A 25,744-nucleotide genomic window follows, 5' to 3' on the forward strand; every position below is an offset into this window, starting at 1 on the left:
CGGCAGCGGCGGGCCCCGCCCTGCCGAAAACGCCGATTGCCTTTTTACTCGGCGGCTCCGCCCTCGGCGTAAGCCTCCTCGCTTTCTTGTGCAGCTTCGGCCTGCGGCAGGTCCTCTTCGGAGATCCAGCCGGCCTTCAAACGCGCCGCCATGATCATGTCCTCGGCTTCCTCGCGCGAAAGCGGGAAGGCCGAAAGCGTGCCGTCATAGCGCTTGGTCTCGCCATCCTTGCGCTCGGACCAGCCGATCAGATCGTCGGCGACACAGCCGGCGAAATCCTCGACCGTCTTGATGTCGTCCTTGCCGAGCGCCACCAGCATGGCGGCCGAGAGCCCCGGAATGTCGTAGAGCGCGTCTTCGACACCGAGCTTTTGCCGCTCCTCGTCCAGCTCGCGCTCCTGGGCATCGAGGAATTCGGTAGCGCGGTTCTGGATTTCGCCCGCGGTTTCCTCGTCGAACCCGCCGATCGAGGCGATTTCGGCCAGATCGACATAGGCAAGTTCCTCGATCGAGGAGAAGCCTTCGGACGCCAGAAGCTGGGCGACCATCTCGTCCACATCGAGCGCTTCCATGAACAGGGCCGTACGCTCGGTGAATTCCTTCTGGCGGCGTTCGGATTCTTCCTGTTCGGTCAGGATGTCGATGTCCCAGCCGATGAGCTGGGACGCCAGGCGCACATTCTGTCCGCGGCGGCCGATGGCGAGCGAGAGCTGCTCGTCGGGCACCACCACCTCGATGCGCTCGGCCTGCTCGTCGAGCACCACCTTGGCGACATCGGCGGGCTGGAGCGCGGAGACGACCAGATCCGCTATATTGTTCGTCCAGGGGATAATATCAATCTTTTCGCCCTGCAATTCTCCCACGACCGCCTGAACGCGGCTGCCGCGCATACCCACGCACGCGCCGACCGGATCGATCGAGGAATCGGACGAGGTCACCGCGATCTTGGCGCGCGAGCCCGGATCGCGGGCGATCGAGCGGATGGTGATGATGCCATCGTAGATTTCCGGCACTTCCTGGGCAAAGAGCTTGGCCATGAACTGGGGATGGGTGCGCGAGAGGAAAATCTGCGGACCCCGCTGCTCGCGGCGCACATCGTAGATATAGGCGCGCACGCGGTCACCATAGCGGAACTGCTCGCGCGGGATCAATTCGTCACGGCGGATGATGGCTTCGCCACGGCCCAGATCGACGATCACATTGCCGTATTCGACGCGCTTGACCGAGCCGTTGATGATCTCGCCCACGCGATCGGAATATTCCTCGTACATCCGGTCGCGCTCGGCATCGCGCACTTTCTGGACGATCACCTGCTTGGCCGACTGCGCCGCGATACGCCCGAATTCGATCGGGGGGAGCGGTTCGGTCACATAGTCGCCGAGCTTGGCGGCCGAATTCTTGCCCTGGGCTTCCTTCAAGGAAATCTGCCGGCCATATTCCTCGACGCGCTCGACGACTTCGAGCAGGCGCCAGAGGCGGAGTTCGCCGGTGCGCGGATTGATCTCGGCCTTGACCTCGGTCTCGGCGCCGTAGCGGGCCTTGGCAGCGCGCTGGATGGCCTCTTCCATGGCTTCGATCACGATCATGCGGTCGATCGACTTTTCGCGCGCCACCGCATCGGCGATCTGCAAAAGTTCCAACCTGTTCGCTGAAACGGCCATTTCGATCAATTCTCCTGATTTCGCTCGTCGGCGGCTTCGCCGTCGGTTTCGTCGGTAATGATGGTTTCGATGTCCTGGTCGGACTCGTCGTAATCGGGGTCTTCGTCCTGGCGCTTCTTGGCCTCGTCGAGCAGCTTGTCGGTCATGACCAGCTTGGCATCGGCCAGAAGGTTCAGCGGCAGGGTGTGCACCGGATCGGTGCCGGCCGGCGCATCGGGCAGCCGGATCGAAAACGTATCGTCATCAGCCCCCACGATCTCGCCGCGAAAGCGCTTGCGCCCATCGACCATATCGGCAAGCTCGATCCTGGCTTCATGGCCGGCCCAGGCCTGGAAATCGCGGGCCCTCACCAGCGGCCGGTCGACGCCGGGAGAGGAGATCTCCAGGTGGTATTCGCGATCGATGGGATCTTCGAGATCGAGGACCGGATTGAGGTCGTTGTGAAGCTTTTCGCAATCCTCGATGGTAAAGCGCCCGCTCTCGTCTTCGGCCATGATCTGCAGCGTTATGCCGTTGTCCTGGGTCAGGCGGACACGAACCAGGTCATACCCGAGAGATTCGGCCACCGGTTCGACGATCGCGGCGATGCGCTGTTCAAGCGCGGATTCGCGGACGTAGCGTTTGGTGTTAGTCGTCATTGTTTCCCTGATGCGGGTAATAAAAAAGAGCGGGGCCGGTCGGCACCCACTCTCTCATTCGATCTGAGATTGTTGAGAACTATATAGCGCTCACGGCTCAGGAACGCAAGAACTCGAAATAAAAGCTCTTTTCCCGCCCCTGCCGGCGGGCCTTTTGTTCATATCGCGTCGCCTGCCAGCCGGGGTAGGGCTGATGCCAAGCGCCCGGCACTGCGGCCGACCAGACGAAGCCTTCCGATTTGAGGATATGGGCCAGCGTCCAATTGGCATAATCCTCGATATCGGTGGCAAACCGGAAGGTGCCGCCGGGCTTGAGCACACGGGCAAATTCGGCCAGCACCGGGAACTGGATCAGCCGGCGCTTGTGGTGGCGCGGCTTGGGCCAGGGGTCTGGATAGAGCACATAGAGGCAATCGAGGCAGGCGTCGGGCATCACGGCGAGCAGCTTGATAACGTCGTCGGGGAACAGCGCGATATTTCCGATCCCCTCGATATCGATCGCCTCGAGCAGCTTGCCGATGCCGCCGGTGAACACCTCGCAGCCGATGAACCCATCATCGGGGTTTTCCCGCGCGATCCGCGCCAGATGCTCTCCGCCGCCATAGCCGATCTCGAGATGGATACGCTCGGCCCGCGGAAACAGCGCGAGGGGATCGACCGGCCGCGAAATGTCCACGGTCAACTCCGGCAGCAGGGTTTCGAACAGCGCCTGCTGGCCCTTGTGCAGCTTCTTGCCGGCGCGGCGGCCGAAAAAGGCGCGCGGTCCCTTGGGATCCTGCGGAATGAGTTTGATGGTCATGTCACTCTTGAAAAAAGCCAAGCGCAGCGGCTCACCCCGCTGCGCTTTAGCGTCGGATGGCTCACGATGGCAAGACCGAAAGGATCAGGTCAGTTCCGCCCTGATCGCCTCGGCGAGGTCGGTGCGCTCCCAGGAGAACCCGCCATCCTCCTCGGGCGCGCGCCCGAAATGGCCGTAAGCTGCCGTGCGTTCATAGATGGGTTTGTTGAGCCCCAGATGGGTGCGGATGCCGCGCGGGGAGAGGTCCATGACCTTCTGAAGCACCAGGCCGAGCTTGTCCTCGTCCACGGTGCCGGTGCCATAGGTATCGACAAAGATCGAAAGCGGCTTGGAGACGCCGATGGCATAGGAAAGCTGGATGACGCATTTTTCCGCCAGCCCCGCCGCCACCACGTTCTTGGCAAGATAGCGCGCCGCATAGGCCGCCGAGCGGTCGACCTTGGTGGGATCCTTGCCCGAAAACGCGCCGCCGCCATGGGGGGCCGCGCCGCCATAGGTATCCACGATGATCTTGCGGCCGGTCAGCCCCGCGTCCCCGTCCGGCCCGCCGATAACGAAAGCCCCGGTGGGATTGACGTAGAATTCGTCCTCGGGCGGCATCCAGCCCTCGGGCAGCACGTTCACCACGAACGGGCGCACCAGTTCGCGGATCTTGTCCTGAGACACGTCTTCATTGTGCTGGGTTGAGACGACGACGGCGGAGACGCCCACCGGCTTGCCGTTCTCGTATTTCAGCGTCACTTGGCTCTTGGCATCGGGACCGAATTCGGACACTTCGCCTGAATGGCGCGCCTCGGCCATGGTCTTCAAGATTTTATGGGCATAGAGCAGCGGCGCCGGCATCAATTCAGGCGTCTCGTTGACGGCAAAGCCGAACATGATGCCCTGGTCGCCGGCCCCCTCGTCCTTGTTGCCCGAAGCGTCCACGCCCTGGGCGATGTGAGCCGATTGCTCATGCACATGGCAGGAAAAATCGAGAGTCTTCCAGTGGAAACCCTCCTGCTCGTAGCCGATGCGCTTGACCACGCCGCGCGCCAGCTCTTCCATGCGACCGGCGTCGATGGAAGCCGGTCCGCGCACTTCGCCGGCGAGGACGATGCGGTTGGTGGTCGCCAGCGTTTCCACGGCGACGCGGGAATAGGGATCCTCGGCAAAGAACGCATCGACGACGGCGTCGGACACCTGATCGCAGATCTTGTCGGGATGACCCTCGGAAACCGATTCCGAGGTGAAGAGATAGCTTGAACTGGCCACGTTAAACCTCATTTCAACTGGCGAGGGCGCACGCGGAAGTGCGCGTGTCAGGACACTATTCCTGACACTTTCAGTCCCGCTTTTCGCAGGTCCGGGGACGGAAAGCAAGAGCGATATAAAGAAAGCTTTATATTGCGCTCGCCCCAGTCTTTCCCTGCCCTCTTCTTCCCGCCTCGTCGTCCTCGGGCTTGACCCGGGGACCCGCAACGCCTCCACGTGCCTCAGCAGAAGTGCACCCACCAACCTCTCCCGCACCCCCTTGCGGCGTTGCGGATTGTCGGGTCAAGCCCGACAATGACGACCGGAGAGTGGAGCCAGACAATTGGCCCTTCCTCCCTCAATCGGCCAACCGCCGCCGCCGTCTCACCCATCCCGGCAGCGCCGCAGCCGCTCCCAAAACGAGCATCCCCACCAGCGGCCAATGCCGCCACTGCGCATAGACCGTCCCCTCCAGCGGCTGATCGGGCACGCCCTTGATCGCTCCCACCATCTGCTCGGCCATCATCGTATCGATCCGCCCCAGCGGATCGACGATGGCCGAAATGCCCGAATTGGCGGCGCGCACCATGGATTTGCCCTCTTCCACCGCCCGCACCCGGGCGTGGTGGAAGTGTTGGGCCGGCCCGATCGAGCCGTCGAACCAGGCATCGTTGGTCAGAACCAGGATGAACCCGGCATCGGCCACCGGCTCGCCCAGCGCGCCGGGGAAGACGATCTCGTAGCAGATGAGCGGCAGGATGGCGGGCGAGCCCGGCAATTCGACCAGCCGGCGCTCGGCGCCCGCCGCCCAGCCTTCCGAACCGGCGACGAACTGGCTCATGCCGAACTGGCGCAAGGTTTCGTCGAACGGCAGATATTCCCCGAAGGGAACCAGATGGGTCTTGTCGTAGGACGTGACCACCTCCCCCACGCCGTTGAAGGCAAGCACCGAATTATAGGGCTTGGCGCCGGGCACGATCTGGCCATCGGTGCCGTAGGGTTCGCGCGGGGCGCCGGTCAAAAGCCAGATATCGTCGGGCAGGGCTCGGGCGATCTGCGCGAGATATTGCGGCTCTTCGGACAAAAAGAACGGGATGGCCGCTTCGGGCCAGATCAGATGCGTCACATCGTCGAGCCCCTGATCCTGCGGGCCCGTGCGCATTGTCGAAAGATCGAGCAGCCGCGTGATGGTTTCCTCACGGGCAAAGGTCTGCCATTTGATATCTTGGGAAATCACCGGCTGCACGATGCGCAGATTGATATCCTCGAAGGGCTCGGTGCTGGTCTGGGCGAGGCGATAATTGCCCCAGCCGATCTGCAGCGCGATCAGCCCGAAGGCGGCAAGAAGCGGGAGGATGCGCGTTACCATTGAGCGCTCGGCGGCGGGCCAGACCAGGGCCGGGGTCGCCGAAATGAGAACCGCCACAAAGGTCAGGCCATAAACGCCCACAAGGGAAGCCGCCTGCATCATTTCGGCGTTGGCGGTCAGCGCATAGCCGAGAAGGTTGAACGGGAAACCTGTAAAGAGATAGCCGCGCGCCAGTTCCGCCAGGGTCAGTCCCACCGCCAGCGTAAAGATGCGTCCGGCGCCCGCCGACCAGAAAAAATGCGCTAAAGCTGTGCCCAATCCCCAAAACAGGGACAAGAGCAGCGCGAGTCCGACCACCGCGAACGGCATCGCCACGAGCAGCCAGCCGCCATCGACAAAGAATGCTGCTCCGATCCAGTGCAGCGAGGTGGCGAAATAGCCGAACCCGAACGCCACCCCGATCCTGAAGGCGGGACCGAACAGCACGCCCCACACCGAACGCCTCCGCTCGGCGCCGTCCAGCGTCCAGACCAGCACCGGCATGGCGATGAACAGAGCGACGAGGAAAAACACCGGCGCGGCGGAAAGCGCGGCAATGGCGCCGGCCGCAACCAGCAGCAACAGGCGCCTCCATCCATGGGAGAGCATGGCAAACTCGGCAAGAGCGGTCATGGCTGTCCTTTGCCGCCGAATCACGTTTCGCAAAGACGGTGACCGGGCAAATGCGATGGCGCAATGGGAAAGACGAGGTGCCCCGTACGCCTCGCGAACGTACGGGGCCACTGAGATTGTGGTGCAAACAACCTCTGCCGGAGGACATCCGACCCGCCAATTTTACTTCAGGGTGACGCTTTTGTCATGGAACATCTGCCTGAAAATTGTGCACAAGCAATCGCCAGCGCCTGAGCCGATGCCCAGCAAATAATCATCTGCAGCATAATTGCACGGCGCAGATGTCGGCCGGCCAACGCCCATTTTCGTTGCCCTGCGCATCCGCGCGCCGAAAGACCACATCTTTCCAGAACCTTAACCACGCCGTCCCCGCTCTCGGGCAGGGCTTGGCATGCTTCTTGCGATTCTTACCGGCGGTGCAAACAGCAACTGTCGGAGGACAAAAATGACAGACTGGACAAGGCGCATAGGGGGCGTACTCATGGCGGGGGCCGTGAGCGCATCGATCATTTCCACTCCGGCATTGGCTCAGGATGAAGGCCCGATCAAGGTCGGCATCCTCCATTCGCTGTCCGGCACGATGGCGATTTCGGAAACCACGCTCAAGGACGCCATGCTGATGCTCATCGAGCAGCAGAACGAGGCCGGGGGCGTCCTGGGCCGCCAGATCGAGCCCGTTGTCGTCGATATCGCTTCCGATTGGCCGCTCGCCGCCGAACTCGCGCGGCGGTTGATCGAAGTCGACGAAGTCGATGCCGTCTTCGGCTGCTGGACCTCGGTTTGCCGCAAATCGGTGCTGCCGGTTTTCGAAGAACTCAATTCGCTTCTCTTCTACCCCGTGCAGTACGAGGGCGAAGAATCCCAGCGCAACGTGTTCTATACCGGTGCCTCGCCCAACCAGCAGGCCATCCCCGCCGTCGACTATCTGATGAACGAGGAAGGCGTCGAACGCTGGGTCCTGGCCGGCACCGACTATGTCTATCCCCAGACCACCAATCTGATCCTCGAGCAATATCTCATGGATGCCGGGGTGGCCGAAGAAGACATCCTGATCAACTATACCCCGTTCGGGCATTCGGACTGGCAGACGATCGTTTCCGACATCGTCGCCTTCGGTTCGGAGGGCAAGAAGACCGCCGTGGTCTCGACCATCAATGGCGATGCCAACGTGCCGTTCTATCGCGAGCTGGCCAATCAGGGCGTCGATGCCGCCGACATCCCGGTCGTCGCCTTCTCGGTGGGCGAAGAAGAGCTTTCGGGCTTCGATACCGCCCCGCTGGTGGGCCACCTTGCCGCCTGGAACTATTTCATGAGCGTCGAGACGCCCGAGAACGAGGACTTCATCGCCGCCTGGCATGAGTTCATCGGCGACGATACCCGTGTCACCAACGATCCCATGGAAGCCCATTACATCGGCTTCAACATGTGGGTGGAAGCGGTCGAAGCGGCCGGCACCACCGATGCAGACGCCGTGATCGACGCCATCGTCGGCATCGAGGTTCCCAACCTTACCGGCGGGGTCGCCACCATGCTCCCCAACCATCACATCACCAAGCCGGTGCTGATCGGGGAAATCCAGGATGATGGCCAGTTCTTCGTCGTCTGGGAAACCGAAGAATTGGTCGAAGGCGACGCCTGGTCCGATTTCCTCCCCGAATCCGCGGTGCTCGAAGCCGATTGGACCGACCCGGTCAATTGCGGCAACTACAACACCGAAACCCAGTCCTGCGGCGGTTCGGCCGCGGCCGAATAAGCGCTCTTCCCGAGCGTCTCCGGGGGCGGCACTCCGCCCCCGGAACCTTGAATCTATCTAAGGGGTGTTGAACATGCGGTGTCTCGATCGGCTCAGGAACCTGGGCGCGGCACTCCTTGTCGCCGCGCTTGTCAGCCTCGGCGCCACCGGCGCCAAGGCCCAGTCCGTCGCCGAAACCGTTCCCACCATGTATGACGCGAGTCTGGGCGATCTGCGCGACGCCGTCGCCGCGCTGGTGTCTTCGGGCGAGGACGAGGCGCTGCCCATCCTGCGCGCCCTGGGCGATGGGCAGCTCTATGAGGCCGAAAATGGCGGCATCTACATCCAAACCGGTCGCAATCAATACCATGATGCCCTGACCGGAACGGAGGCCGATACCGAAGTCACCGGCGAGCTCGACGTCATCCGCATCAACAATTCCCTGCGCCGCGACATCGCCGCCGCCATCGGCACTATGACGCTGATGAGCGAAAACCCCGCCACCCGCCGCGCTGCCGCCAGCCAGATGCTGTCCTCCCCGGAGGAGGCCAATCTCGAGCTGCTCGAAACCGCCATCGCCGCCGAAGAGAACGCCGGCGTTCGCACGCTGATGGAAGAGGCCCGCGCCGCATCGCTGCTGGAAACCGAGCTCGAGGACGCTCAATTCGAAGAGGCCGTCGCAACCATCGCCGCCCGCGGCGACCGCACCGCGCTCTCGATCCTCAACGGCGCTCGGGGCGGCGCCAGCGAAATCCAGCTCGCCCAGCTCGAAACCGGCATCGCGCAGATCAACCAGACCCTTGCGCTCTGGAGTGTGGGGCAGAACGTCTGGTACGGCATCTCGCTCGGCTCGGTCCTGCTGCTCGCCGCCATCGGGCTGGCCATCACCTTCGGGGTCATGGGCGTCATCAACATGGCCCATGGCGAAATGGTGATGATCGGGGCCTATGTCACCTTCATCGTCCAGGAGATCATCCGGACGACCAATCCAGCGCTCTTCGACTATTCCCTCGCCATCGCCATCCCGCTCGCGTTCCTCGTCACCGGCCTGATCGGCATCGCCATCGAGCGCGGCATCATCCGCTGGCTCTATGGCCGGCCGCTGGAAACCCTGCTGGCCACCTGGGGCCTCTCGCTCATCATCCAGCAGGGCGTACGCACCATTTTCGGGGCCACCAACCGCGAAGTCGGCAACCCCTCCTGGATGTCGGGCGCGTTCGAATTGGGCGGGCTCGCCATCACCTGGAACCGCCTCTGGATCCTGGTCTTCGCCTTTCTCGTCTTCGCCCTGCTCCTTTTGGTGCTCAACCGAACGCCGCTGGGCCTAGAGATGCGCGCCGTCACCCAAAACCGCCGCATGGCCTCATCCATGGGGATCCGCACGCCCTGGGTCGACGCCATGACCTTCGGGCTGGGCTCGGGCGTCGCCGGGCTTGCGGGAGTGGCGCTGAGCCAGATCGACAACGTTTCCCCCAACCTTGGCCAGAACTATATCATCGACTCTTTCATGGTCGTGGTGTTCGGCGGGGTGGGCAATCTCTGGGGCACCCTGGTCGGCGCCCTCTCCATCGGGGTCGTCAACAAATTCCTCGAACCCTATGCCGGGGCGGTGCTCGCCAAGATCTTGATACTGGCGCTGATCATCCTCTTCATCCAACGCAAACCACGCGGCCTCTTCGCACTCAAGGGAAGGGCGGTGGAAGCATGATGTCCCTCGCCACCTCAGCGCCCCCCTCATCCGACCGCTTCGCGGCCGCCTTCTCCCACCAGGGGAGAAGGGGTGCTGAAGGTGTGGCTGGCAGAGTGGTTCCCCACGAGCCCCCTTCTCCCCTGGTGGGAGAAGGGCCGGGGATGAGGGGGGCGCTGAGCTTCAGCGGAACGCCAGCCCATGTGGAGGCCGCCCCATGATCACCTCCCGCCTGTTCGCCAAGCTCGGCACTAAGGCCATCTGGGTCGTTGCGATCCTGCTTCTCACCGCCATCGCCGTGCCGCTCTCGAACCTCCTTCTTCCCATCGGCCATCCCCTCCGGGTGCCGAACTACCTCGTGCCGCTGCTCGGCCAGTACCTCACCTACGCCACCCTTGCGCTCGCGCTCGATCTGGTCTGGGGGTATTGCGGCATTCTTTCGCTCGGCCATGGCGCCTTCTTCGCTTTGGGCGGTTATGCCATGGGCATGTACCTCATGCGCCAGATTGGCACGCGCGGGGTCTATGGCAATCCGGTGCTTCCCGATTTCATGGTGTTCCTGGGCTGGCAGGAACTCCCCTGGTACTGGCAGGGCTTCGATGTCTTCCCCTTCGCGCTCGTGATGATGGCGTTCGTGCCCGGCCTTCTCGCCTTCGTCTTCGGCTGGTTCGCCTTCAGAAGCCGGGTTACCGGCGTCTATCTCTCGATCATCACCCAGGCGCTCACCTACGCGCTGATGCTCGCCTTCTTCCGCAACGACATGGGGTTCGGTGGCAATAACGGGTTGACCGATTTCCGCGACATCCTCGGTACGCCCATCGCTTCGGCGCGGGCCTCGCTGTTCGCCGCCTCGGCGATCCTGCTTGCGCTGTGCTTCATCCTGTGCTCGCTGATCGTCAACTCCAAGCTCGGCAAGGTGATGGTCGCGGTTCGCGACGCGGAAAGCCGCACCCGGTTCATCGGCTACCGGGTGGAAAACGTCAAACTCTTCGCCTTCACCGTATCCGCCGTCATGGCCGGGCTGGCCGGCGCGCTCTACGTGCCCCAGGTGGGCATCATCAATCCGGGGGAATTCGCCCCCGCCAACTCCATCGAAGTGGTGATCTGGACCGCCGTGGGCGGACGCGGCACGCTGGTGGGGCCCATCATCGGCGCGCTGCTGGTCAACGCTGCCAAATCGTATTTCACCGGCTCGTTCGCCGATCTGTGGCTGTTCATCCTGGGTGGCATGTTCGTCTTCGTCACCCTGTTCATGCCCAAGGGCATCGTCGGCGTTTTCACCTCCGCCTGGACGGCGCTCAGGCAGCGCCGGGCATCCGCGAAGGCGGAAGCGGGGATCGATCCCGAGCCCGACGAACCGCCCGCGCCGCGCCCTTCCCCGCCCGCCTATCCCGAAGCCCCGCAGGGCGCCAAACCCTCGCCGGCGGAGTAGCGCCATGGATCCGGTTATCGCCAGCAATTCGCTGCTCTATCTCGATGGCGTCACCGTCTCCTTTGACGGTTTCAAAGCCCTCAATTCCCTCTCGCTCGTCGTCCAGCCCGACGAACTGCAGGCCATCATCGGCCCCAATGGCGCGGGCAAGACCACGATGATGGACATCATCACCGGCAAGACACGCCCCGATGAGGGCGAGGTTTATTTCGAAGGCGCCATCGATCTCACAAGAAAGGACGAAACCGAGATCGCCAATCTCGGCATCGGGCGCAAATTCCAAAAGCCCACGGTTTTCGAAAGCCACACGGTCTGGGACAATATCGAACTGGCGCTGAAAAAACCGCGCGGCGTCTTTGCCGCCTGGTTCTACAATCGCGACGGGACCGACACGGCCCGCATCAGCGAAATCCTCGACACCGTCCGCCTCACTCACCGTCGGGACGCGCTGGCCGCCAATCTCTCGCATGGGCAAAAGCAATGGCTCGAAATCGGCATGCTGCTCGCCCAGGATCCCAAGCTGCTTCTGGTCGACGAACCGGTGGCCGGCATGACCGACGCCGAGACCGAGGAAACCTCGAAACTCCTCAAGGAGATCGCAAAGCATCATTCCGTGGTCGTCGTCGAACACGACATGAGCTTCGTGCGCGACCTTGATTGCCGCGTCACGTGCCTGGCCGAAGGCTCGGTGCTCGCCCAGGGGTCGCTCGAACACGTCTCGCGCGATCCCCTGGTCATCGAACGCTATCTGGGGCGCTAGCCATGACCACTTTGACCGTCACAGACCTCAACCTTCACTACGGCGCCGCCCAGGCGCTGCGCTCGGTTTCGATCACCGCCAGGCCAAATGCCATCACCTCGGTCATGGGGCGCAATGGGGTGGGCAAATCATCGCTGTTGCGCGCCATCACCGGCACGCATCCGATTTCGGGCGGCACCATCACGCTCGAAGATCGGGACCTCAAGAAAACCCCGCCCTATGCCCGCGCCCGTATGGGCATCGGCTACGTTCCCCAGGGGCGCGAGATCTTCCCGCTCCTGACGGTCAGGGAAAATCTCCTCACCGGCTATGCGCCGCTCAAACCGAAAGACCGCTCGATCCCCGAAACCGTGTTCGAACTCTTCCCGGTCCTCAAATCCATGCTCGGGCGCCGCGGCGGCGATCTCTCGGGCGGCCAGCAGCAGCAATTGGCCATCGGCCGCGCCCTGGTCACCCGGCCCAGCCTTCTGGTCCTCGATGAGCCCACCGAGGGCATCCAGCCCTCGATCATCAAGGATATCGGGCGCGCTCTGCAATTTCTCCGCGACGAGCTGGGCATGACCATCCTGCTGGTGGAACAATATCTCGATTTCTGCCGCGAGCTGAGCGACCATATCTACGTCATGGATCGCGGCGAGATCATGCATTCGGGACCGGCCGAAGACCTGGACGATCCGGACGTCAAACGGCATCTGATGGTTTAGTCCGATCATGCTGGTTTCGGTTCAATCCCCTGGCGGCCCGGCCGCCCTGCAGCGCGCCGAAGGCGAAGGACGCATCGTGGCCAAGGGGCGCGCTGGCCTCTCGGTGCTCGATACGCTCTATCAGCGCGGCTGCGGCAAGATCAGGGTGCCCAAAACCCATGGCAACTGGCTCGAAGCGGTGCTCATCAACACCTCGGGCGGGTTGACCGGCGGAGACCGCATGACGTGGTCGGCGCAAGCTCTGCCGAACACCCATCTTGTCGTCACCACCCAGGCTTGCGAGCGCATCTACCGCTCGAGTGGCGGCGCGGCGGATGTTCGGACCACCCTTTCGGTGCAGCCCGGTGCCCGCCTCGACTGGCTGCCGCAGGAAACCATCGTGTTCGACGGCTCCGCCCTCAGGCGCACCCTTGAGGTCGATCTGGCCGAGGATGCCACGTTCCTGGGGCTGGAAGCGGTCATCCTGGGCCGGGAGGCCCATGGAGAGGATGCGCTTGCCGCATCGATTTCCGACCGCTGGCAGGTGCGCCGCGCCGGAAAGCTCGTGCACGCCGAAGCGGCCCGCCTCGATGCCGACGATACCCTAGCGCGGGACAATATGGCGCTGCTCGGCGGCGCGCGCGCTTATGCGACGCTGCTCTATATCGCCCCCGATGCCGAGCGCCGCATCGAAAAGCTCAAGCAGCTTGCCGCCGATCATCCGGGGGCCGGGGTTTCGCGCATTGGCGACAAGATCGTGCTGCGCGCCTTGGACCGCTCGGGCTATCATCTGCGCAAGATCGTAATGCCCGCCATTGCCGCGCTGGCCGGCGCCGGAGCCGTCCCCAGGCTGTGGTCGCTGTAGTTTCGAGGACAACCCGTGAATCTGACTCCCCGCGAAAAAGACAAGCTGCTCATATCCATGGCCGCCATGGTGGCGCGCCGCCGGCTCGAGCGCGGCGTCAAGCTCAATCATCCCGAGGCCATCGCGCTCATCACCGATTTCGTCGTCGAAGGCGCCCGCGACGGCCGCCCGGTACCCGAACTCATGGAAGCGGGCGCCCATGTCATCACCCGCGATCAGGTGATGGAGGGTATCGCCGAAATGATTGCCGACATTCAGGTCGAAGCGACCTTTCCCGACGGCACCAAGCTGGTCACCGTCCACAATCCCATTCGCTAAAAGGTTCAAAGCCATGATCAGACGCCTTCTCGCCGCTTTGCTGGTTGTCCTTATCGGCACCGCGCCCGCCTTCGCCCATCTCGATCCCGTCGAACACGGCTCGTTCATGGCCGGCTTCACCCACCCGCTGTTCGGGCTCGATCACATCCTGGCCATGGTCGCCGTGGGGCTGTGGGCAGCCTCTGTTGGCGGCAGGGCGCTCTGGGCCGTCCCCGCCGCCTTCGTCGCCACCATGGCCATCGGCTTCGCCGCCGCAATCCTCGGGCTGCCGCTGCCTTTCGTCGAACCGGTGATCCTGGCCTCGGTCATCTTCATCGGCATCATGGTCGCCCTCGCCCTGCCGCTCCCCACCGCCGGCGTCGCGGCGGTCGTCGCCTTCTTCGCCCTGTTCCACGGCCACGCCCATGGCGGCGAAATGGGTGAGGCCGGAGCCTTTGGCTATGCGGCGGGCTTTCTCGCCGCCACCGCGCTGCTCCATGCCGCGGGCGTGGCGCTGGGCGTTGTTGCCGGCAGGCTGCTCGCCACCCGGCGGGGCCTTGCCGCAACCCGGATCGCGGGCGGGCTCACCGCCCTTGGCGGGTTGTGGCTGACTATCGCAGGTTAAAGGAGCCGCCCATGATCCCCGGCCAGATCGTCACCCAACCGGGCGATATCGAGCTCAATACCGGGCGCGAGACGGTGACCCTCGACGTCGCCAACACCGGCGATCGCCCCATCCAGGTGGGTAGTCACTATCATTTCTTTGAAACCAATGCCGGGCTGAGCTTTGAGCGCGACAAGGCCTATGGCATGCGCCTCGATATTGCCGCAGGCACCGCCGTGCGCTTTGAGCCCGGACAGATGCGGCAAGTCCGTCTGGTTGCCATCGGTGGCAAGCGCCAGATCCACGGCTTCCGCCAGATGGTGATGGGTCCGCTCGAGCGATGATGCCGGCCGCCCGATCCTTGGCCGGCCATGAAAAACGGCGGGGTGCCGTCGCACTCCGCCGCCGCAATAGCCTTGGCGATCGCTTATTGGGTGGTAGTTTCACCCTGGGTCGGAGCCTCGAGCCCCGCATCGGTGTTCATGTCGTCGGCTTCTTCAGTGCCCGTGTCTTCGGCAGCCTCGGCCTCCGGCGATTGCTGGGATTCCACGAACACGACCAGCGACGTATCCCCTTCCATCCAGACGCCGACCACATCCTCGGTGGTATAGCCTGCCGCTTCGATGGCGGCGACCACATCGGCATTGCCTTCGACATTGGTCTGCAGCGTATCGATATCGGCTTCATAATCGGCGCGGCTCTCGGCATAGGATTGGGCGGTGAATTCACCTTCCTCACCGAGGGTCGAGATATCGACGATCTGGATTTCAGTATCGGCCGTGACCATGGAAAGGTCGGCCGTGCCTGCGCCCTGGAGCGCGGCATCGAGATCGCCATAGGTCATGTCGGTCGACATTCCGCCGGCAGCATCGGCACCGGCCCCGGCCGCCGCATCGCCTGCAGCACCCGCTTCAGCACCAGCGGCCGCGTCGGCACCTGCATCAGCGCCAGCACCGGCGTCCACGCCAGCGCCAGCATCCACACCAGCGCCGGCGTCGGTTTCCACCCCGGCATCGACGCCCGCGCCGGCATCAACTCCGGCATCCTGAGCAAGAGCTGCCAGCGGCATCGACAGGGTCAAGGCCGTACCAAGAGCAAGAGCAGAGAGCTTGTTCATTTCCATTCTCCGTTTGAGTGTACGTTTACCGCCCCTCGGACCGTAAAAACGGGCAAGGTCCGATCCGGTTGCATGCAGTTTCGGAGCATTGGGACGCATTCAAACTGGAGTGTCGCCCGGTTCCGCGCCGGCATTCCGCCCCACCAAGGAGCACAGTGATGGCCACCAGGATTTCCCGCGCCCTTTACGCCGACATGTACGGCCCCACCACCGGGGACAAGGTGCGGCTGGCCGATACCGAGCTTTTCGTGGAGGTGGAACGGGACCTCACCACCTATGGCGAAGAGGTCAAATTCGGCGGCGGCAAGGTGATCCGAGACGGCATGGGACAATCGCAAACCACCCGCGCCGCCGGCGCCGTCGATACCGTGATCACCAATGCGCTGATCATAGATCACAGCGGCATCTACAAGGCCGATGTGGGCCTAAAGGACGGCGTGATCGCCGCCATCGGCAAGGCGGGCAATCCCGACACCCAAGCCGGCGTCGATATCATCATCGGCCCGAGCACCGAAGCGATAGCCGGGGAAGGCAAGATCCTCACCGCCGGCGGGTTCGATGCTCATATCCATTTCATCTGTCCTCAGCAGATCGAGGAAGCGCTCACCTCCGGCCTCACCACCATGCTGGGTGGAGGCACCGGCCCCGCCCACGGCACGCTGGCCACCACCTGCACCCCCGGCCCCTGGCATATCGGGCGCATGATCCAATCCTTCGACGCCTTCCCCATGAACATCGCGCTCGCCGGCAAGGGCAACGCCTCGCTTCCCGAGGCACTTGTCGAAATGGTCAAGGCCGGCGCCGCGGCGCTGAAACTGCACGAGGATTGGGGCACCACCCCTGCCGCCATCGACACCTGCCTCTCGGTTGCCGACGAGATGGATATCCAGGTGATGATCCATACCGATACGCTCAACGAATCCGGCTTTGTGGAAGATACCATCGCCGCGTTTGCGGGCCGCACCATCCATGCCTTCCACACCGAAGGCGCCGGCGGCGGCCATGCGCCCGACATCATCAAGGTGTGCGGGCTCGAAAACGTCATCCCCTCATCCACCAACCCCACGCGCCCCTATACGATCAACACGCTTTCCGAACACCTCGACATGCTGATGGTCTGCCACCATCTTGACCCCTCGATCCCCGAGGACGTCGCCTTCGCCGAAAGCCGCATCCGCCGCGAAACCATCGCCGCCGAGGACATCCTTCACGATATCGGCGCTTTCTCGATTATCTCGTCCGACAGCCAGGCCATGGGCCGGGTGGGGGAAGTGATCATCCGCACCTGGCAGACCGCCGACAAGATGAAGCGCCAGCGCGGGCGACTGGCCGAGGAAACCGGCGAAAACGACAATTTCCGCGTCAAGCGCTACATCGCCAAATACACCATCAACCCCGCCATCGCCCACGGTATCTCAGGCCATATCGGTTCGGTCGAAGTGGGAAAACGCGCCGATCTGGTTCTCTGGAGCCCGGCCTTTTTCGGCGTCAAACCCGAGCTGGTGCTGCTTGGCGGCACCATCGCCACCGCCCCCATGGGCGATCCCAACGCCTCGATCCCCACGCCCCAGCCCATGCACTACCGTCCCATGTTCGGCGCCTTCGGCAAGGCCGTCGCCCACAGCTCGATCACCTTCGTTTCCCAGGCAGCCCTCGACGACGGCCTCCAGCAACGCCTGGGCGTCGACAAGCCCATGCTCGCGGTCGCCAACACCCGCGGCGGCATCGGCAAATCCGCGATGATCCACAACAGCCTGACCCCCGAGGTCACCGTGCATCCCGAAACCTACGAAGTGCGCGCCGACGGCGAGCTTTTAACCTGCCAGCCGGCCGACATACTGCCCATGGCGCAGCGGTATTTTCTATTCTAGGCTAGCTCGACGGCTTTTCGTCCCTGGCAGCCGGCTTGCCGGCTTTTTGCGTGGCCTTGATCTTTTCGAGCAGCGCGCGTTTGGCGTCGTCGGACGTCTTGCGCCGGTCGGCGTGATCGGGAAGCTTGGACTTCTTCATTTGGCAGGCTCCCTCGCCTTAACTGAGGCCGGCCGCTTTGCGCAGCGCCTCATTGATCCGCTCTTGCCAGCCGGGGCCGTCATCCTGGAAATGCGCGAGGACATCACGATCGATACGGATCGAGACAAGCTCCTTGCCCACGGGAATCGGATTGGATCTGGCCTTGGGCTCTTCCGGCCTGGTCGTTGCGGCTTTGAACGCGGCCTCGGCCCGTTCCTTGGCGCTGGTCGGTCGGCGGGGCGTATGGGCCATTGTCTCGACACCATGTTAGGAAATCGATGACCCGGCCAGGAGGTGGAAACTCCGACCGGGCCAAAACCCTCGATCGGCGAAGATCAGGGGCAGGCGAACCGATAGAGCAGCGAGGCACGGCGGGCAAGCAATTTAAGCGTGATCGAGCATGCCTTCGGCTTTTGCTGCGCTCTTACTGCCATAGGCTACTTGCAGGCGGAACGCCCTTTCGGCTGGGATCAGCACTTTCGGCGGCCCAGCCCACTGGCCATCCTTTCCGATCCATCCTAAGCTCGCGCCCCCGCTCAATCGTCGCCTCCTTTGCCATGCCCGCCCATCCCAATTTTTCCTCCGGTGCCCGCGCCTCGATGCCCATTGCCATCGGCTATGTTCCGGTCGGCATCGCCTTCGGGGTGGCGGCGGTCAAGGCGGGGTTCACGGCGCTCGAGGCGACGCTGCTCTCGGCGGTGGTTTATGCCGGGGCGAGCCAGTTCCTCGTCCTCGCCCTGGTGGGCTCGGGCGCCCCGATCATCGTCACCGCGCTCTCGATCATCGCCACCAATGTGCGCCACGTCTTTTACGGTCCGGCCATCATCGAAGCGGCGCGGGATAAGGCCAGCAAGCGCCACGCCTGGGCCTGGAGCTTTTTTCTCTCCGATGGAGCCTTCGGCTCGGCCATCGTGGCGCTCAACCGCTCGGCCGATTATTTCTCCCCACGCTTCATGTTCGGCATCGCCACTGGACCCTATCTCGCTTGGGTGATCGGCACGGCGATTGGCGCCCTGGCCGGCGGAGCGCTCAGCGCCTATCCGGCAGTCGATGCGGCCATGGGGTTCCTGATGCCGGCGCTGTTTTTATCCATGGTGCTCTCGCTTTTGACGCGCAAGCACATCCCTGTGGTGATCGTCACCGTCTGCGTAACGCTGCCGCTCATCCTTCTCGTCTCGCCCACGGTGGGCATATTGGGCGGCATGGTCGCGGGCGCGCTCTCGAGCCTTTTCCTCGTCCGGGGGGCTTCGGCATGAACGCAGAATTTCTCGCCATCACCCTGCTGGTTGGCCTGGGCACATGGATGCTGCGCTATCTGCCCACCCGCTTCATGCGCGGCACGGGAGATCCCGAAGCTCCGCTCAGCCGGTTCCTCTCGGCCACCGGCCCGGCGGCCATCGTCGCGCTTTTTGTGGGCGCCATCCTGCCCATGCTCTCGCCAGACCTTCAGTCCGTCGCTCCGCTGCTGATCGGCTCGGCCGCCGTGGTGGCGCTCTATCTCTGGCGCCGGGACATCTCCATCGCCACGGTGGGGGGCGCAATCGTCTACGGCTTCGTTTTCGCCCTGATGTGATCGCGCGATTGGTGCGCGGTCATGGTCCTGCCACCTCGCCGGTGTTACGATTCGATAAGGAATCAACTGGTTGTCGAGGAGGCCGCCCCGTGAAATCCCTTGTTGTTGCCGCAGCCCTCAGCCTTGCCGCGCTGCCCGCCCTTGCCGTCGAAACCTCGATGCAATTGGTGCTTGAGCTCGAAGGCAACGCCCAGCGCGACGTCACCACCTATCAGTGCGACGGCATCGAAGAGCCCATGGTGGTCGAATATATCAACGCCCATCCCATCTTCCTTGCCATGGTGCCGGTCGAGGGGGAAAATCTCATCTTCGTCAACGTCATCTCGGGCTCGGGTGCCCGCTATGTTTCGGGCCAGTACGAGTGGTGGACGCGCGGCAACGAGGCGTTCTTTTCCGATGCCATGACCGCAGAGGGCGAGTCGGAGGCCGAACCCGTCACCTGCCACAGCATCGAGGAAATCCCCTGATCGCTGGCGCGCTTCTTGCTTCGTCCGGTGCGATGAAGGCAAGCGGAGACCGATTTCATGCGCGCAATGGCGATCGAACCCAAGGGGCAGTGGCAAGGCAACATCGCCGGACGTGCCGTCCTTGCCCATGACCAACGCGCCCTGCGGCGCAAGCTGATCACGCTCGACAATGGGCTCGACGTCCTTGTCGATCTTGCCCAGACCGTGGCGCTCGAAACCGGCGACGCGCTGCGGCTCGAAGATGGGCGCCTGGCCGAGATCGTCGCGGCAAACGAAGCGCTCTATGCCATCACCGGCCGCTCGGTCGCGCACATGGCCGAGCTGTGCTGGCACATCGGCAATCGGCACCTGCCCTGCCAGATCGAAAGCAGATCCGGTGTTCCCCAGCGCCTCTTGATCGGGCGCGACCATGTGATCAGGGAGATGCTCGAAGGCCTCGGCGCCACGGTCACCGAAATCAGCGCGCCCTTTTCGCCTTTGCGCGGCGCCTATTCGGGTCATGAGCACGGGCATGGGCACCATCATGGCTGACCCGGGCGGGCTGGTGCGCCTTTTTTCCTGGCTGTCGCCGGCCTTTCCCATTGGCGGCTTTGCCTATAGCCAGGGGCTCGAAACCGCCATTGCCGAGAACCGGGTCAAATCGGCCGAGCAGCTTTCGGGCTGGATCGCCGGGAACCTTCACAGCGGCGCCTTGCGCACCGATGCCTATTTCCTCGCCATCGCTGCCCGCGCCGTGGGCAATGGGGAGGCGCAAACGCTCGCCGCCGCCAATCAATTCTGCCTCGCCCTGCAGGTATCGGCCGATCGCGACAAGGAAACCCGCGAGCAGGCCCGCTCCTTTCTCGATGCCGCCGCCGCCTGGCCGGCGGACCATCCGCTATGGCTTGCCGAAATCCTTGCCGGCCCGCTCGCCCTTCCCATCGCCTTCGGCGCCATGGCCGGACTGCATGCGGTTCCGCTTGAGGCGACGATCACCGGCTTTGCCAATGCCGCCATCACCCAGCAGATTTCCGTAGGCATCCGCCTCATCCCCCTGGGCCAGAGCGCCGGGCTTGCGGTGCAGGCGGCGCTCGAGCCCGCCATCCTCGCTCTGGCCGCTGATGCGGGCGTGGCAACGCTCAATGACGTTTCCGGGCTCTCCTATGGCACCGATATTGCAAGCCTCAGACATGAAGACCTCGGCGTAAGGATATTCCGCTCATGAGTTCACAACACGGCCCCCTGCGCGTCGGCATCGGCGGTCCCGTCGGTTCGGGCAAGACCACCCTGACCGAAAAGCTCTGCAAAGCGTTGCGTGAGCACTATTCGGTGGGGGTGGTCACCAACGACATCTACACCAAGGAAGACGCGCTGATGCTGGCCCGCCTGCAGGCGCTGCCCGAGGAGCGCATCGTCGGGGTGGAAACCGGCGGCTGCCCGCACACGGCGATCCGCGAAGACGCTTCGATCAATCTGCGCGCCATTGCCGAGCTCAATGCCCGCATCCCCGATCTCGACATCGTCTTCATTGAAAGTGGCGGCGACAATCTGGCGGCGACCTTCTCGCCCGATCTTGCCGACATCACCCTCTATGTCATCTCGGTCTGCCAGGGCGAGGAAATCCCGCGCAAGGGCGGGCCGGGCATCACGCGCTCGGACTTACTGGTCATCAACAAGGCCGATCTCGCCCCCTATGTCGAAGTCGACCTCTCCGTCATGGACGCCGATGCCGGCCGCATGCGCGAAGGCCAACCGCACGTCTTTACCGACCTCAAACGCGGAAAAGGTGTCGAGGATATCGTCACCTTCCTGGAACGTCATGGCGGACTGGTGCGAGGAGAAATGGCACTTTAGCGCCGGAATTCGGTAACCTCCAGCGCAAGCATCGACCCTCTTTGGCTCCCACAATCCCCCTGTCCTGGGGCCATTCCCGGAATCGAACGGCCCCTTTTCGCCGAAGGCGTTCAGGCCCTCACGGCCTCCCCGCACCCATAGGCATCCTCGCGCCTGGGGTCGGAAACCGCCTCGGCTTCCTCCTCAAAATCCTCCTCGACCAGCCGATAGATCGAAATCGGCCCCTTGTGATGCATCGCCTTGCGGCTCAACCGCCGCAGATCGGCATCGCTCAGCCCCAGATCGGCTTTAAGGTGAGGATCAAGGCGCCTGAGCGCCGCATAAAGCGTGTGAAACGCCAGCCAATCGGCCAGCGCCCTTGGCAGAAAACCGGGCATGGCAAACCTCCGGCAGCGCCGAACGCGCCGCGCAAAGCTGTTGATGGTTGAAAGAGACGGGGCATATCGGCCCCGGCAATCGCGACTATGCGCCCTGCACCGGCACCCGCGCTACGGCGCGCTTTGCAATGTCCGTTTCAATCCTGAAACACGCTTGGGGCTGTTCACCGCGCCTCGATGGGAATAAAATGAGAACATGAGTGACGCCGATTCCGCCCTGCAACCTGTTCTCGTCGATGGCCGCCAGTCGCCCACCGCGCTGCGCGTGCAGCGTGGGGTGATGCGCTTCCTGCGTTCGGTGCACGATATGACCTGCTTTGCCGAAGTGCCGCTCACCAATGGACGGCGCGCCGATGTCATCGCCCTGGGCGGCAAGGGCGAGATCTGGATCGTCGAGATCAAGTCGAGCCTCATCGACTACAAGGTCGATGCCAAATGGCCCAACTATAAGGATTTCTGCGACCGGTTCTTCTTCTGCAAGCCTCCCGAGCTGGAAGCGGAAATCTTCCCCGACAGCGAAGGGCTGATGGTCGCCGACGGCCATTGGGGCGATATCCTGCGCCATGCCCAGCACGATCCGCTGCCCGGCGCGCGCCGCAAGGCCATGCTCTTAAAGCTCGCCCGGCTCGGGGCGGACCGGGTCCATGCCTTGATGGACCCGGCAACACGCGAAGATGGCTTATTCTGAAGCCTCGGCGGCAAATTCGGCAAGCGCGGTCCCGCCCTCGTCGATCAGCGTCAGCGTTTCGCCCTCGATGGCATAGCTCGTCGCCGCTCCCAGCGCGTCAAACAGCTCCCGCTCGGTGCTCATCTTGGGGTCTTGGCAGGCCATCATGGTGGAAAACACTTCGGTGATCTCGATCGTGCCGTCCTCCTGGTAGGCGATCGAGCCGCCATAGCTGTTGCAGCCGCCATTGCCGCCCACCGAGCCATCATCCTCGCCAAAGATCAGCGTGGATTCCACGTCCTCGGCGATGGGTTCCCCGGCCAGCGCCACGAGGGTCCAACTGGTGCCGGGCAGCTGCTCGGTCTCCCCGGTGGCCGTCTCATCGGCGGGCGTGTCGCTCACCCCACGGGCATTGACCAGCGGCACGGAAACCGGGGCGTCGTGATTTTCCGGATCGACGCTCACACGCGTGTCGTTGATGAACCACAATTCGCCCCCCACTTCGATGCGGGCCGTAATGGCATAGCTGTGCCCGGCGACGATATCGTCGGAATCGAAATTGAGGATAAAGCCGATCGGCACCTGTCCGGCCGGATCGATCACGTCCTGGGCGAGCGTCTGGGCCGGCGCATCGGCCAGCGACACGTCGACCAATGACACTGTCGCCACCGCATTGTCGGGCAGGGCGATGCGTTCGCGATAGGAAATGTCGCCGGTTATCGTCATGTCGTCGGCCATCGCCGCGCCACCCATCAGCAAAACAGAGAAGGCTGCAATCGAAAACACTGGGGATCTGACACGCATGGAAGGGTCCTTTCATCCTGGCCTAGCCTTGCGCCCTGCTTGCCGCACCGGCGCTGAACCGGGTCTGAACGGGGGTGTTTGGCTAATCGCGCTGGTTAAAATGGTGGCAAACGGCGCATAAGCCGCATGAAACGCATAATAATATGGTTAAGTATTGCTGAACGCGGAGGTCGGCAATTTTCTCGTTTGCGTCGAAGGGCTTATCCCTTCCCAACAGGAGGCAAACATGAAACTTCTCGCTGCATTGACTGTCGCTACCACCCTCGCCATCGCCGCCGCTCCCGCTCAGGCCCAGTTGCTCGGCTCGGGCAATGGCGGTCTTTTGGGCCTGGGCAATCTTCTGAGCGTTAAGACCGGTCACGTCTCGGTGCTCAATGGCGGCATCCTCAACGGCTCCAACCTGCTTTCGGGCCTGCTCGGTTCGAGCCGCGCGTCCAACGCGTCCACCAATGTCACCGGCTCGGGCCACAGCACCGCTCCCCATGGCGGCGTGATCGCCGGCCGCGACGCCACCATCGTTCCCGGTTCGGGCAACGTCGTTGGCACCGGCAACATGGTCGGCAACCAGTGGGGCTCGAACTACTCCTACCGTTCGTTCTCCCGCTTCGGCTGGTAAGCCCCGCCTAGACCCGGCTCGGCCCCGCGCCGGGCCGGGCTGCCGGTCTGAGCCCGATCCGCGTCACCCTCTGGCGTTCATCGCGGGTAAAGCTCATCTCGCCTATGGCATAGAGATCCGGCCCGATCCGGTTGACGGTCAGCCGCCCATGGCACGCCCAGGGCCGCGCTTCATGGGAAAACGGGATCTCGAGCGCGATCACCGGCTCATTCTTCGCCAAAGCGGCAAACCGCCTGGCCATCCCGGCAAGCGCGGGATTGATCTCTCCATCGAACAGCCAGCCGAAGAGCCTGAGCGGCCCGCCCCTTTCGCGCAGGAACGGGCTCGCGGCGACGATCTCGAGCCCGGCGTCGAACAGCACGAGCGGCGCCTGCGCCCCACGCACATAATGGATCAGCCCCGCCAGCACCGGATCGGCACGTCCCCAGATCAACGCCTTTATGGCATCGAGATTGGCGGCACGCGGCTGGTCCCGCCCGCTCTCCCAGCGCGAGACCTGGCTCTGGCTCACCCCGAGCGTCCTGGCGATCGCGTCCTGATTGATGCGCGTCTTGATCCGAAAGCTGCGCAGCGCCATCCCGATATCGATGCTCTGATCCATGCAACACCACCCGTTACGTAGGAGTACGGGTCCGGCCGGCGCGAAAACCTTCACCATGCCGCCCCCATCATCGAGCCCGATCAAAGCACCGGGCGCGTGAACATTGCTTGTGGGGGACGGTAGGTGAACATCCTAAGGGCAGCAGTCCTCGCAATTGGCCTCGGCCTCAGCGCACCGGCCACCGCGCAACCGGCCCCTTCCCTCGCCTCGAGCGCGGAGGCCGGCTGGACCTCCAATGTCGAGGGAACCGCGGATGGCGGCGCGGATTTCTACATCACCCACACCCATAGCCTTGGCATCACCACGGGCGAGGGCGATTTCGCCCTGCGCGGCACCATCATCTTCGAAGACACGCGCTATGGTGAACTCTGGCGCGAAAACGACTGGGCCGCCTCCGCCACGCTCGAGGCCGAAACCCGCCTCGGCGCCGACACCGCCCTGCGCGGCAGTCTGCTTATCTCCTATGGCGAGGAGGGCCAGAGCCTTGCCACCCTCGCCGGCCCGCTCGGCATCGTCCAGCCCAACCTCGCCGCCCTCGCCCGCCTGCGCGCCGAAACCGCGCTGGGCGATGCGATCGCGGGCGCCGATTTCGCCTATGCCGCCCAGCGCCCCGGCAACGCGCGCTTTGAGGCCAACCTCCTGCCCCCTGCCCGCACGGAGGCGGTCACCGATACGCTGACCGCCGGCCTCGATCTGGCCTACCCCCTGAGCCCCACCGCCGCGCTTGCCGCCCGCGCGCAGTATTCGGCTGTCCTCGTCTCGTCGGACGAGCAGGCCGCCTTCGTCCGGTTCCCGCTCTCGATCGCCCGCCTCGCGACCGGTTTCGATCTCTCCGACGGCGCCCAAAGCTCGGCAACGCTGCGCGCCGGCATCGATCTCCTCATCCCCGAAGACACTTCGATCGATTCGCTTCTGACCCCCTATGCCGAATTCGCCTCCGAGCTTGCGGTCAACGAAATCCTCACCCTCGCCACGACGCTGGAAGCGGCCACCGACACCGAGGACCCCGCCGACGGCCTCGCCGATTGGCGCCTCAAGGCCCGCGGCTCCATCCTCTTGACCCCCGCCCCGCAATGGGCGCTCGAAGCGGCCGGATTTGCCAAGCAGATCCATAGCCCCGCCCTCGATCTGCTGATCGAAACCGAGCACGGAGCCGAACTCATCGCCCGCTGGATGCCGGCGGGCGGCCTGCACCTCGAAGCGCTCGCCCGCTATCGCCGCGTCGAGGGGCTTGCCCCCACCTATGACGAAACCCGCATCGGCCTGCGCATTTCCGCCGCGATCTGACTTTCCCATTGAGTTGGCCG

General features: G+C 63.8%; 30 protein-coding genes. 19 read left to right on the plus strand and 11 right to left on the minus strand.

From position 1 onward, the window contains the following. Positions 1–44 precede the first annotated feature (44 nt). The 5 genes from nusA to lnt form a co-directional block, all read right to left on the minus strand. On the minus strand, positions 45–1,661 hold the full coding sequence (gene nusA / locus NO932_RS00975; RefSeq protein ID WP_309209165.1) for a transcription termination factor NusA: 1,617 nt from the start codon (positions 1,659–1,661) through the stop codon (positions 45–47). A gap of 5 nt (positions 1,662–1,666) precedes the next feature. Next, complete coding sequence (rimP, locus tag NO932_RS00980; protein ID WP_309209166.1) at positions 1,667–2,299, minus strand: ribosome maturation factor RimP; 633 nt, start codon at positions 2,297–2,299, stop codon at positions 1,667–1,669. 97 nt (positions 2,300–2,396) lie between these two features. Beyond that, positions 2,397–3,098 (minus strand): tRNA (guanosine(46)-N7)-methyltransferase TrmB, encoded by a 702-nt coding sequence (gene trmB, locus NO932_RS00985; RefSeq protein ID WP_309209167.1) that lies wholly within the window; start codon positions 3,096–3,098, stop codon positions 2,397–2,399. A gap of 84 nt (positions 3,099–3,182) precedes the next feature. Further along, the gene (metK, locus tag NO932_RS00990) at positions 3,183–4,352 is read right to left on the minus strand and encodes a methionine adenosyltransferase (RefSeq protein WP_375142806.1); all 1,170 of its coding nucleotides are present in this window, start codon (positions 4,350–4,352) and stop codon (positions 3,183–3,185) included. 337 nt (positions 4,353–4,689) lie between these two features. Further along, the gene (lnt, locus tag NO932_RS00995; RefSeq protein ID WP_309209169.1) at positions 4,690–6,312 is read right to left on the minus strand and encodes an apolipoprotein N-acyltransferase; all 1,623 of its coding nucleotides are present in this window, start codon (positions 6,310–6,312) and stop codon (positions 4,690–4,692) included. A 481-nt stretch (positions 6,313–6,793) separates the two neighbouring features. Between lnt and urtA the strand changes: the two genes are divergently transcribed. From urtA to NO932_RS01040, 9 genes are all read left to right on the plus strand, one after another. Further along, entirely contained in the window at positions 6,794–8,065 is a 1,272-nt protein-coding gene (gene urtA, locus NO932_RS01000) for an urea ABC transporter substrate-binding protein (protein ID WP_375142900.1), read from the plus strand. Positions 8,066–8,138: 73 nt separating this feature from the next. Next, a complete protein-coding gene (gene urtB / locus NO932_RS01005) occupies positions 8,139–9,752 on the plus strand; it encodes an urea ABC transporter permease subunit UrtB (RefSeq protein ID WP_309209171.1) in 1,614 nt (537 codons plus the stop codon). 196 nt (positions 9,753–9,948) lie between these two features. Continuing rightward, the gene (urtC, locus tag NO932_RS01010; RefSeq protein ID WP_309209172.1) at positions 9,949–11,163 is read left to right on the plus strand and encodes an urea ABC transporter permease subunit UrtC; all 1,215 of its coding nucleotides are present in this window, start codon (positions 9,949–9,951) and stop codon (positions 11,161–11,163) included. A 4-nt stretch (positions 11,164–11,167) separates the two neighbouring features. Then, positions 11,168–11,923: an urea ABC transporter ATP-binding protein UrtD gene (gene urtD, locus NO932_RS01015; RefSeq protein WP_309209173.1), complete on the plus strand. Its 756-nt coding sequence runs from the start codon at positions 11,168–11,170 to the stop codon at positions 11,921–11,923. Between the two features lie 2 nt (positions 11,924–11,925). Further along, a complete protein-coding gene (gene urtE, locus NO932_RS01020) occupies positions 11,926–12,627 on the plus strand; it encodes an urea ABC transporter ATP-binding subunit UrtE (protein WP_309209174.1) in 702 nt (233 codons plus the stop codon). Positions 12,628–12,634: 7 nt separating this feature from the next. Beyond that, positions 12,635–13,471 (plus strand): urease accessory protein UreD, encoded by an 837-nt coding sequence (locus NO932_RS01025; protein ID WP_309209175.1) that lies wholly within the window; start codon positions 12,635–12,637, stop codon positions 13,469–13,471. 15 nt (positions 13,472–13,486) lie between these two features. Further along, positions 13,487–13,789: an urease subunit gamma gene (locus NO932_RS01030; protein ID WP_309163260.1), complete on the plus strand. Its 303-nt coding sequence runs from the start codon at positions 13,487–13,489 to the stop codon at positions 13,787–13,789. 13 nt (positions 13,790–13,802) lie between these two features. Then, on the plus strand, positions 13,803–14,393 hold the full coding sequence (locus NO932_RS01035; RefSeq protein WP_309209176.1) for a HupE/UreJ family protein: 591 nt from the start codon (positions 13,803–13,805) through the stop codon (positions 14,391–14,393). An 11-nt stretch (positions 14,394–14,404) separates the two neighbouring features. Beyond that, a complete protein-coding gene (locus NO932_RS01040) occupies positions 14,405–14,716 on the plus strand; it encodes an urease subunit beta (RefSeq protein WP_309209177.1) in 312 nt (103 codons plus the stop codon). Positions 14,717–14,799: 83 nt separating this feature from the next. Here NO932_RS01040 and NO932_RS01045 read toward each other — a convergent pair whose 3' ends face one another. After that, the gene (locus tag NO932_RS01045; RefSeq protein ID WP_309209178.1) at positions 14,800–15,489 is read right to left on the minus strand and encodes a hypothetical protein; all 690 of its coding nucleotides are present in this window, start codon (positions 15,487–15,489) and stop codon (positions 14,800–14,802) included. A 158-nt stretch (positions 15,490–15,647) separates the two neighbouring features. On the opposite strand from NO932_RS01045, the gene ureC reads away from it, so the two are divergent. Next, positions 15,648–17,360: an urease subunit alpha gene (ureC, locus tag NO932_RS01050; RefSeq protein WP_309209179.1), complete on the plus strand. Its 1,713-nt coding sequence runs from the start codon at positions 15,648–15,650 to the stop codon at positions 17,358–17,360. Between the two features lies 1 nt (position 17,361). Here ureC and NO932_RS01055 read toward each other — a convergent pair whose 3' ends face one another. Together NO932_RS01055 and NO932_RS01060 are read right to left on the minus strand one after the other, a co-directional pair. Beyond that, the gene (locus tag NO932_RS01055) at positions 17,362–17,499 is read right to left on the minus strand and encodes a DUF6481 family protein (RefSeq protein ID WP_309163254.1); all 138 of its coding nucleotides are present in this window, start codon (positions 17,497–17,499) and stop codon (positions 17,362–17,364) included. Positions 17,500–17,517: 18 nt separating this feature from the next. Further along, entirely contained in the window at positions 17,518–17,751 is a 234-nt protein-coding gene (locus NO932_RS01060; RefSeq protein ID WP_309163252.1) for a BrnA antitoxin family protein, read from the minus strand. Between the two features lie 347 nt (positions 17,752–18,098). Here NO932_RS01060 and NO932_RS01065 point away from each other — a divergent pair, with 347 nt between their 5' ends. The 6 genes from NO932_RS01065 to ureG all read left to right on the plus strand — a co-directional run bounded on the left by NO932_RS01065 (position 18,099) and on the right by ureG (position 21,372). Then, on the plus strand, positions 18,099–18,755 hold the full coding sequence (locus tag NO932_RS01065) for an AzlC family ABC transporter permease (RefSeq protein ID WP_309209180.1): 657 nt from the start codon (positions 18,099–18,101) through the stop codon (positions 18,753–18,755). Continuing rightward, positions 18,752–19,072 (plus strand): AzlD domain-containing protein, encoded by a 321-nt coding sequence (locus NO932_RS01070; RefSeq protein WP_309209181.1) that lies wholly within the window; start codon positions 18,752–18,754, stop codon positions 19,070–19,072. The genes NO932_RS01065 and NO932_RS01070 overlap by 4 nt, the downstream gene beginning before the upstream one ends. Before the next feature lie 89 nt (positions 19,073–19,161). Beyond that, complete coding sequence (locus NO932_RS01075; RefSeq protein WP_309209182.1) at positions 19,162–19,539, plus strand: MliC family protein; 378 nt, start codon at positions 19,162–19,164, stop codon at positions 19,537–19,539. 57 nt (positions 19,540–19,596) lie between these two features. Beyond that, positions 19,597–20,070: an urease accessory protein UreE gene (locus NO932_RS01080; protein WP_309209183.1), complete on the plus strand. Its 474-nt coding sequence runs from the start codon at positions 19,597–19,599 to the stop codon at positions 20,068–20,070. Further along, on the plus strand, positions 20,063–20,743 hold the full coding sequence (locus NO932_RS01085) for an urease accessory UreF family protein (RefSeq protein WP_309209184.1): 681 nt from the start codon (positions 20,063–20,065) through the stop codon (positions 20,741–20,743). Before NO932_RS01080 ends, NO932_RS01085 begins: the two co-directional genes overlap by 8 nt. After that, on the plus strand, positions 20,740–21,372 hold the full coding sequence (ureG, locus tag NO932_RS01090; protein WP_309209185.1) for an urease accessory protein UreG: 633 nt from the start codon (positions 20,740–20,742) through the stop codon (positions 21,370–21,372). The genes NO932_RS01085 and ureG overlap by 4 nt, the downstream gene beginning before the upstream one ends. Positions 21,373–21,482: 110 nt before the next feature. On the opposite strand, the gene NO932_RS01095 is transcribed toward ureG, so the two are convergent. Next, the gene (locus tag NO932_RS01095) at positions 21,483–21,749 is read right to left on the minus strand and encodes a DUF1127 domain-containing protein (RefSeq protein WP_309209186.1); all 267 of its coding nucleotides are present in this window, start codon (positions 21,747–21,749) and stop codon (positions 21,483–21,485) included. A gap of 196 nt (positions 21,750–21,945) precedes the next feature. Between NO932_RS01095 and NO932_RS01100 the strand changes: the two genes are divergently transcribed. Next, on the plus strand, positions 21,946–22,437 hold the full coding sequence (locus tag NO932_RS01100; protein WP_309209187.1) for an MmcB family DNA repair protein: 492 nt from the start codon (positions 21,946–21,948) through the stop codon (positions 22,435–22,437). Here NO932_RS01100 and NO932_RS01105 read toward each other — a convergent pair. Next, positions 22,429–23,220 carry a YbaY family lipoprotein gene (locus NO932_RS01105; protein ID WP_309209188.1) on the minus strand — a complete coding sequence of 264 codons (792 nt, stop codon included), beginning with the start codon at positions 23,218–23,220 and terminating at the stop codon, positions 22,429–22,431. The genes NO932_RS01100 and NO932_RS01105 overlap by 9 nt on opposite strands. 226 nt (positions 23,221–23,446) lie before the next feature. Between NO932_RS01105 and NO932_RS01110 the strand changes: the two genes are divergently transcribed. Then, the gene (locus NO932_RS01110) at positions 23,447–23,836 is read left to right on the plus strand and encodes a hypothetical protein (protein WP_309209189.1); all 390 of its coding nucleotides are present in this window, start codon (positions 23,447–23,449) and stop codon (positions 23,834–23,836) included. A 7-nt stretch (positions 23,837–23,843) separates the two neighbouring features. On the opposite strand, the gene NO932_RS01115 is transcribed toward NO932_RS01110, so the two are convergent. Continuing rightward, positions 23,844–24,437, minus strand: coding sequence for a helix-turn-helix transcriptional regulator (locus tag NO932_RS01115; protein ID WP_309209190.1), 594 nt, complete (start codon positions 24,435–24,437; stop codon positions 23,844–23,846). A 123-nt stretch (positions 24,438–24,560) separates the two neighbouring features. Between NO932_RS01115 and NO932_RS01120 the strand changes: the two genes are divergently transcribed. Then, complete coding sequence (locus tag NO932_RS01120) at positions 24,561–25,724, plus strand: hypothetical protein (protein ID WP_309209191.1); 1,164 nt, start codon at positions 24,561–24,563, stop codon at positions 25,722–25,724. Positions 25,725–25,744: the final 20 nt, after the last annotated feature.

It is taken from the genome of Pelagibacterium sp. 26DY04, from assembly GCF_031202305.1.
Lineage (GTDB): Bacteria > Pseudomonadota > Alphaproteobacteria > Rhizobiales > Devosiaceae > Pelagibacterium.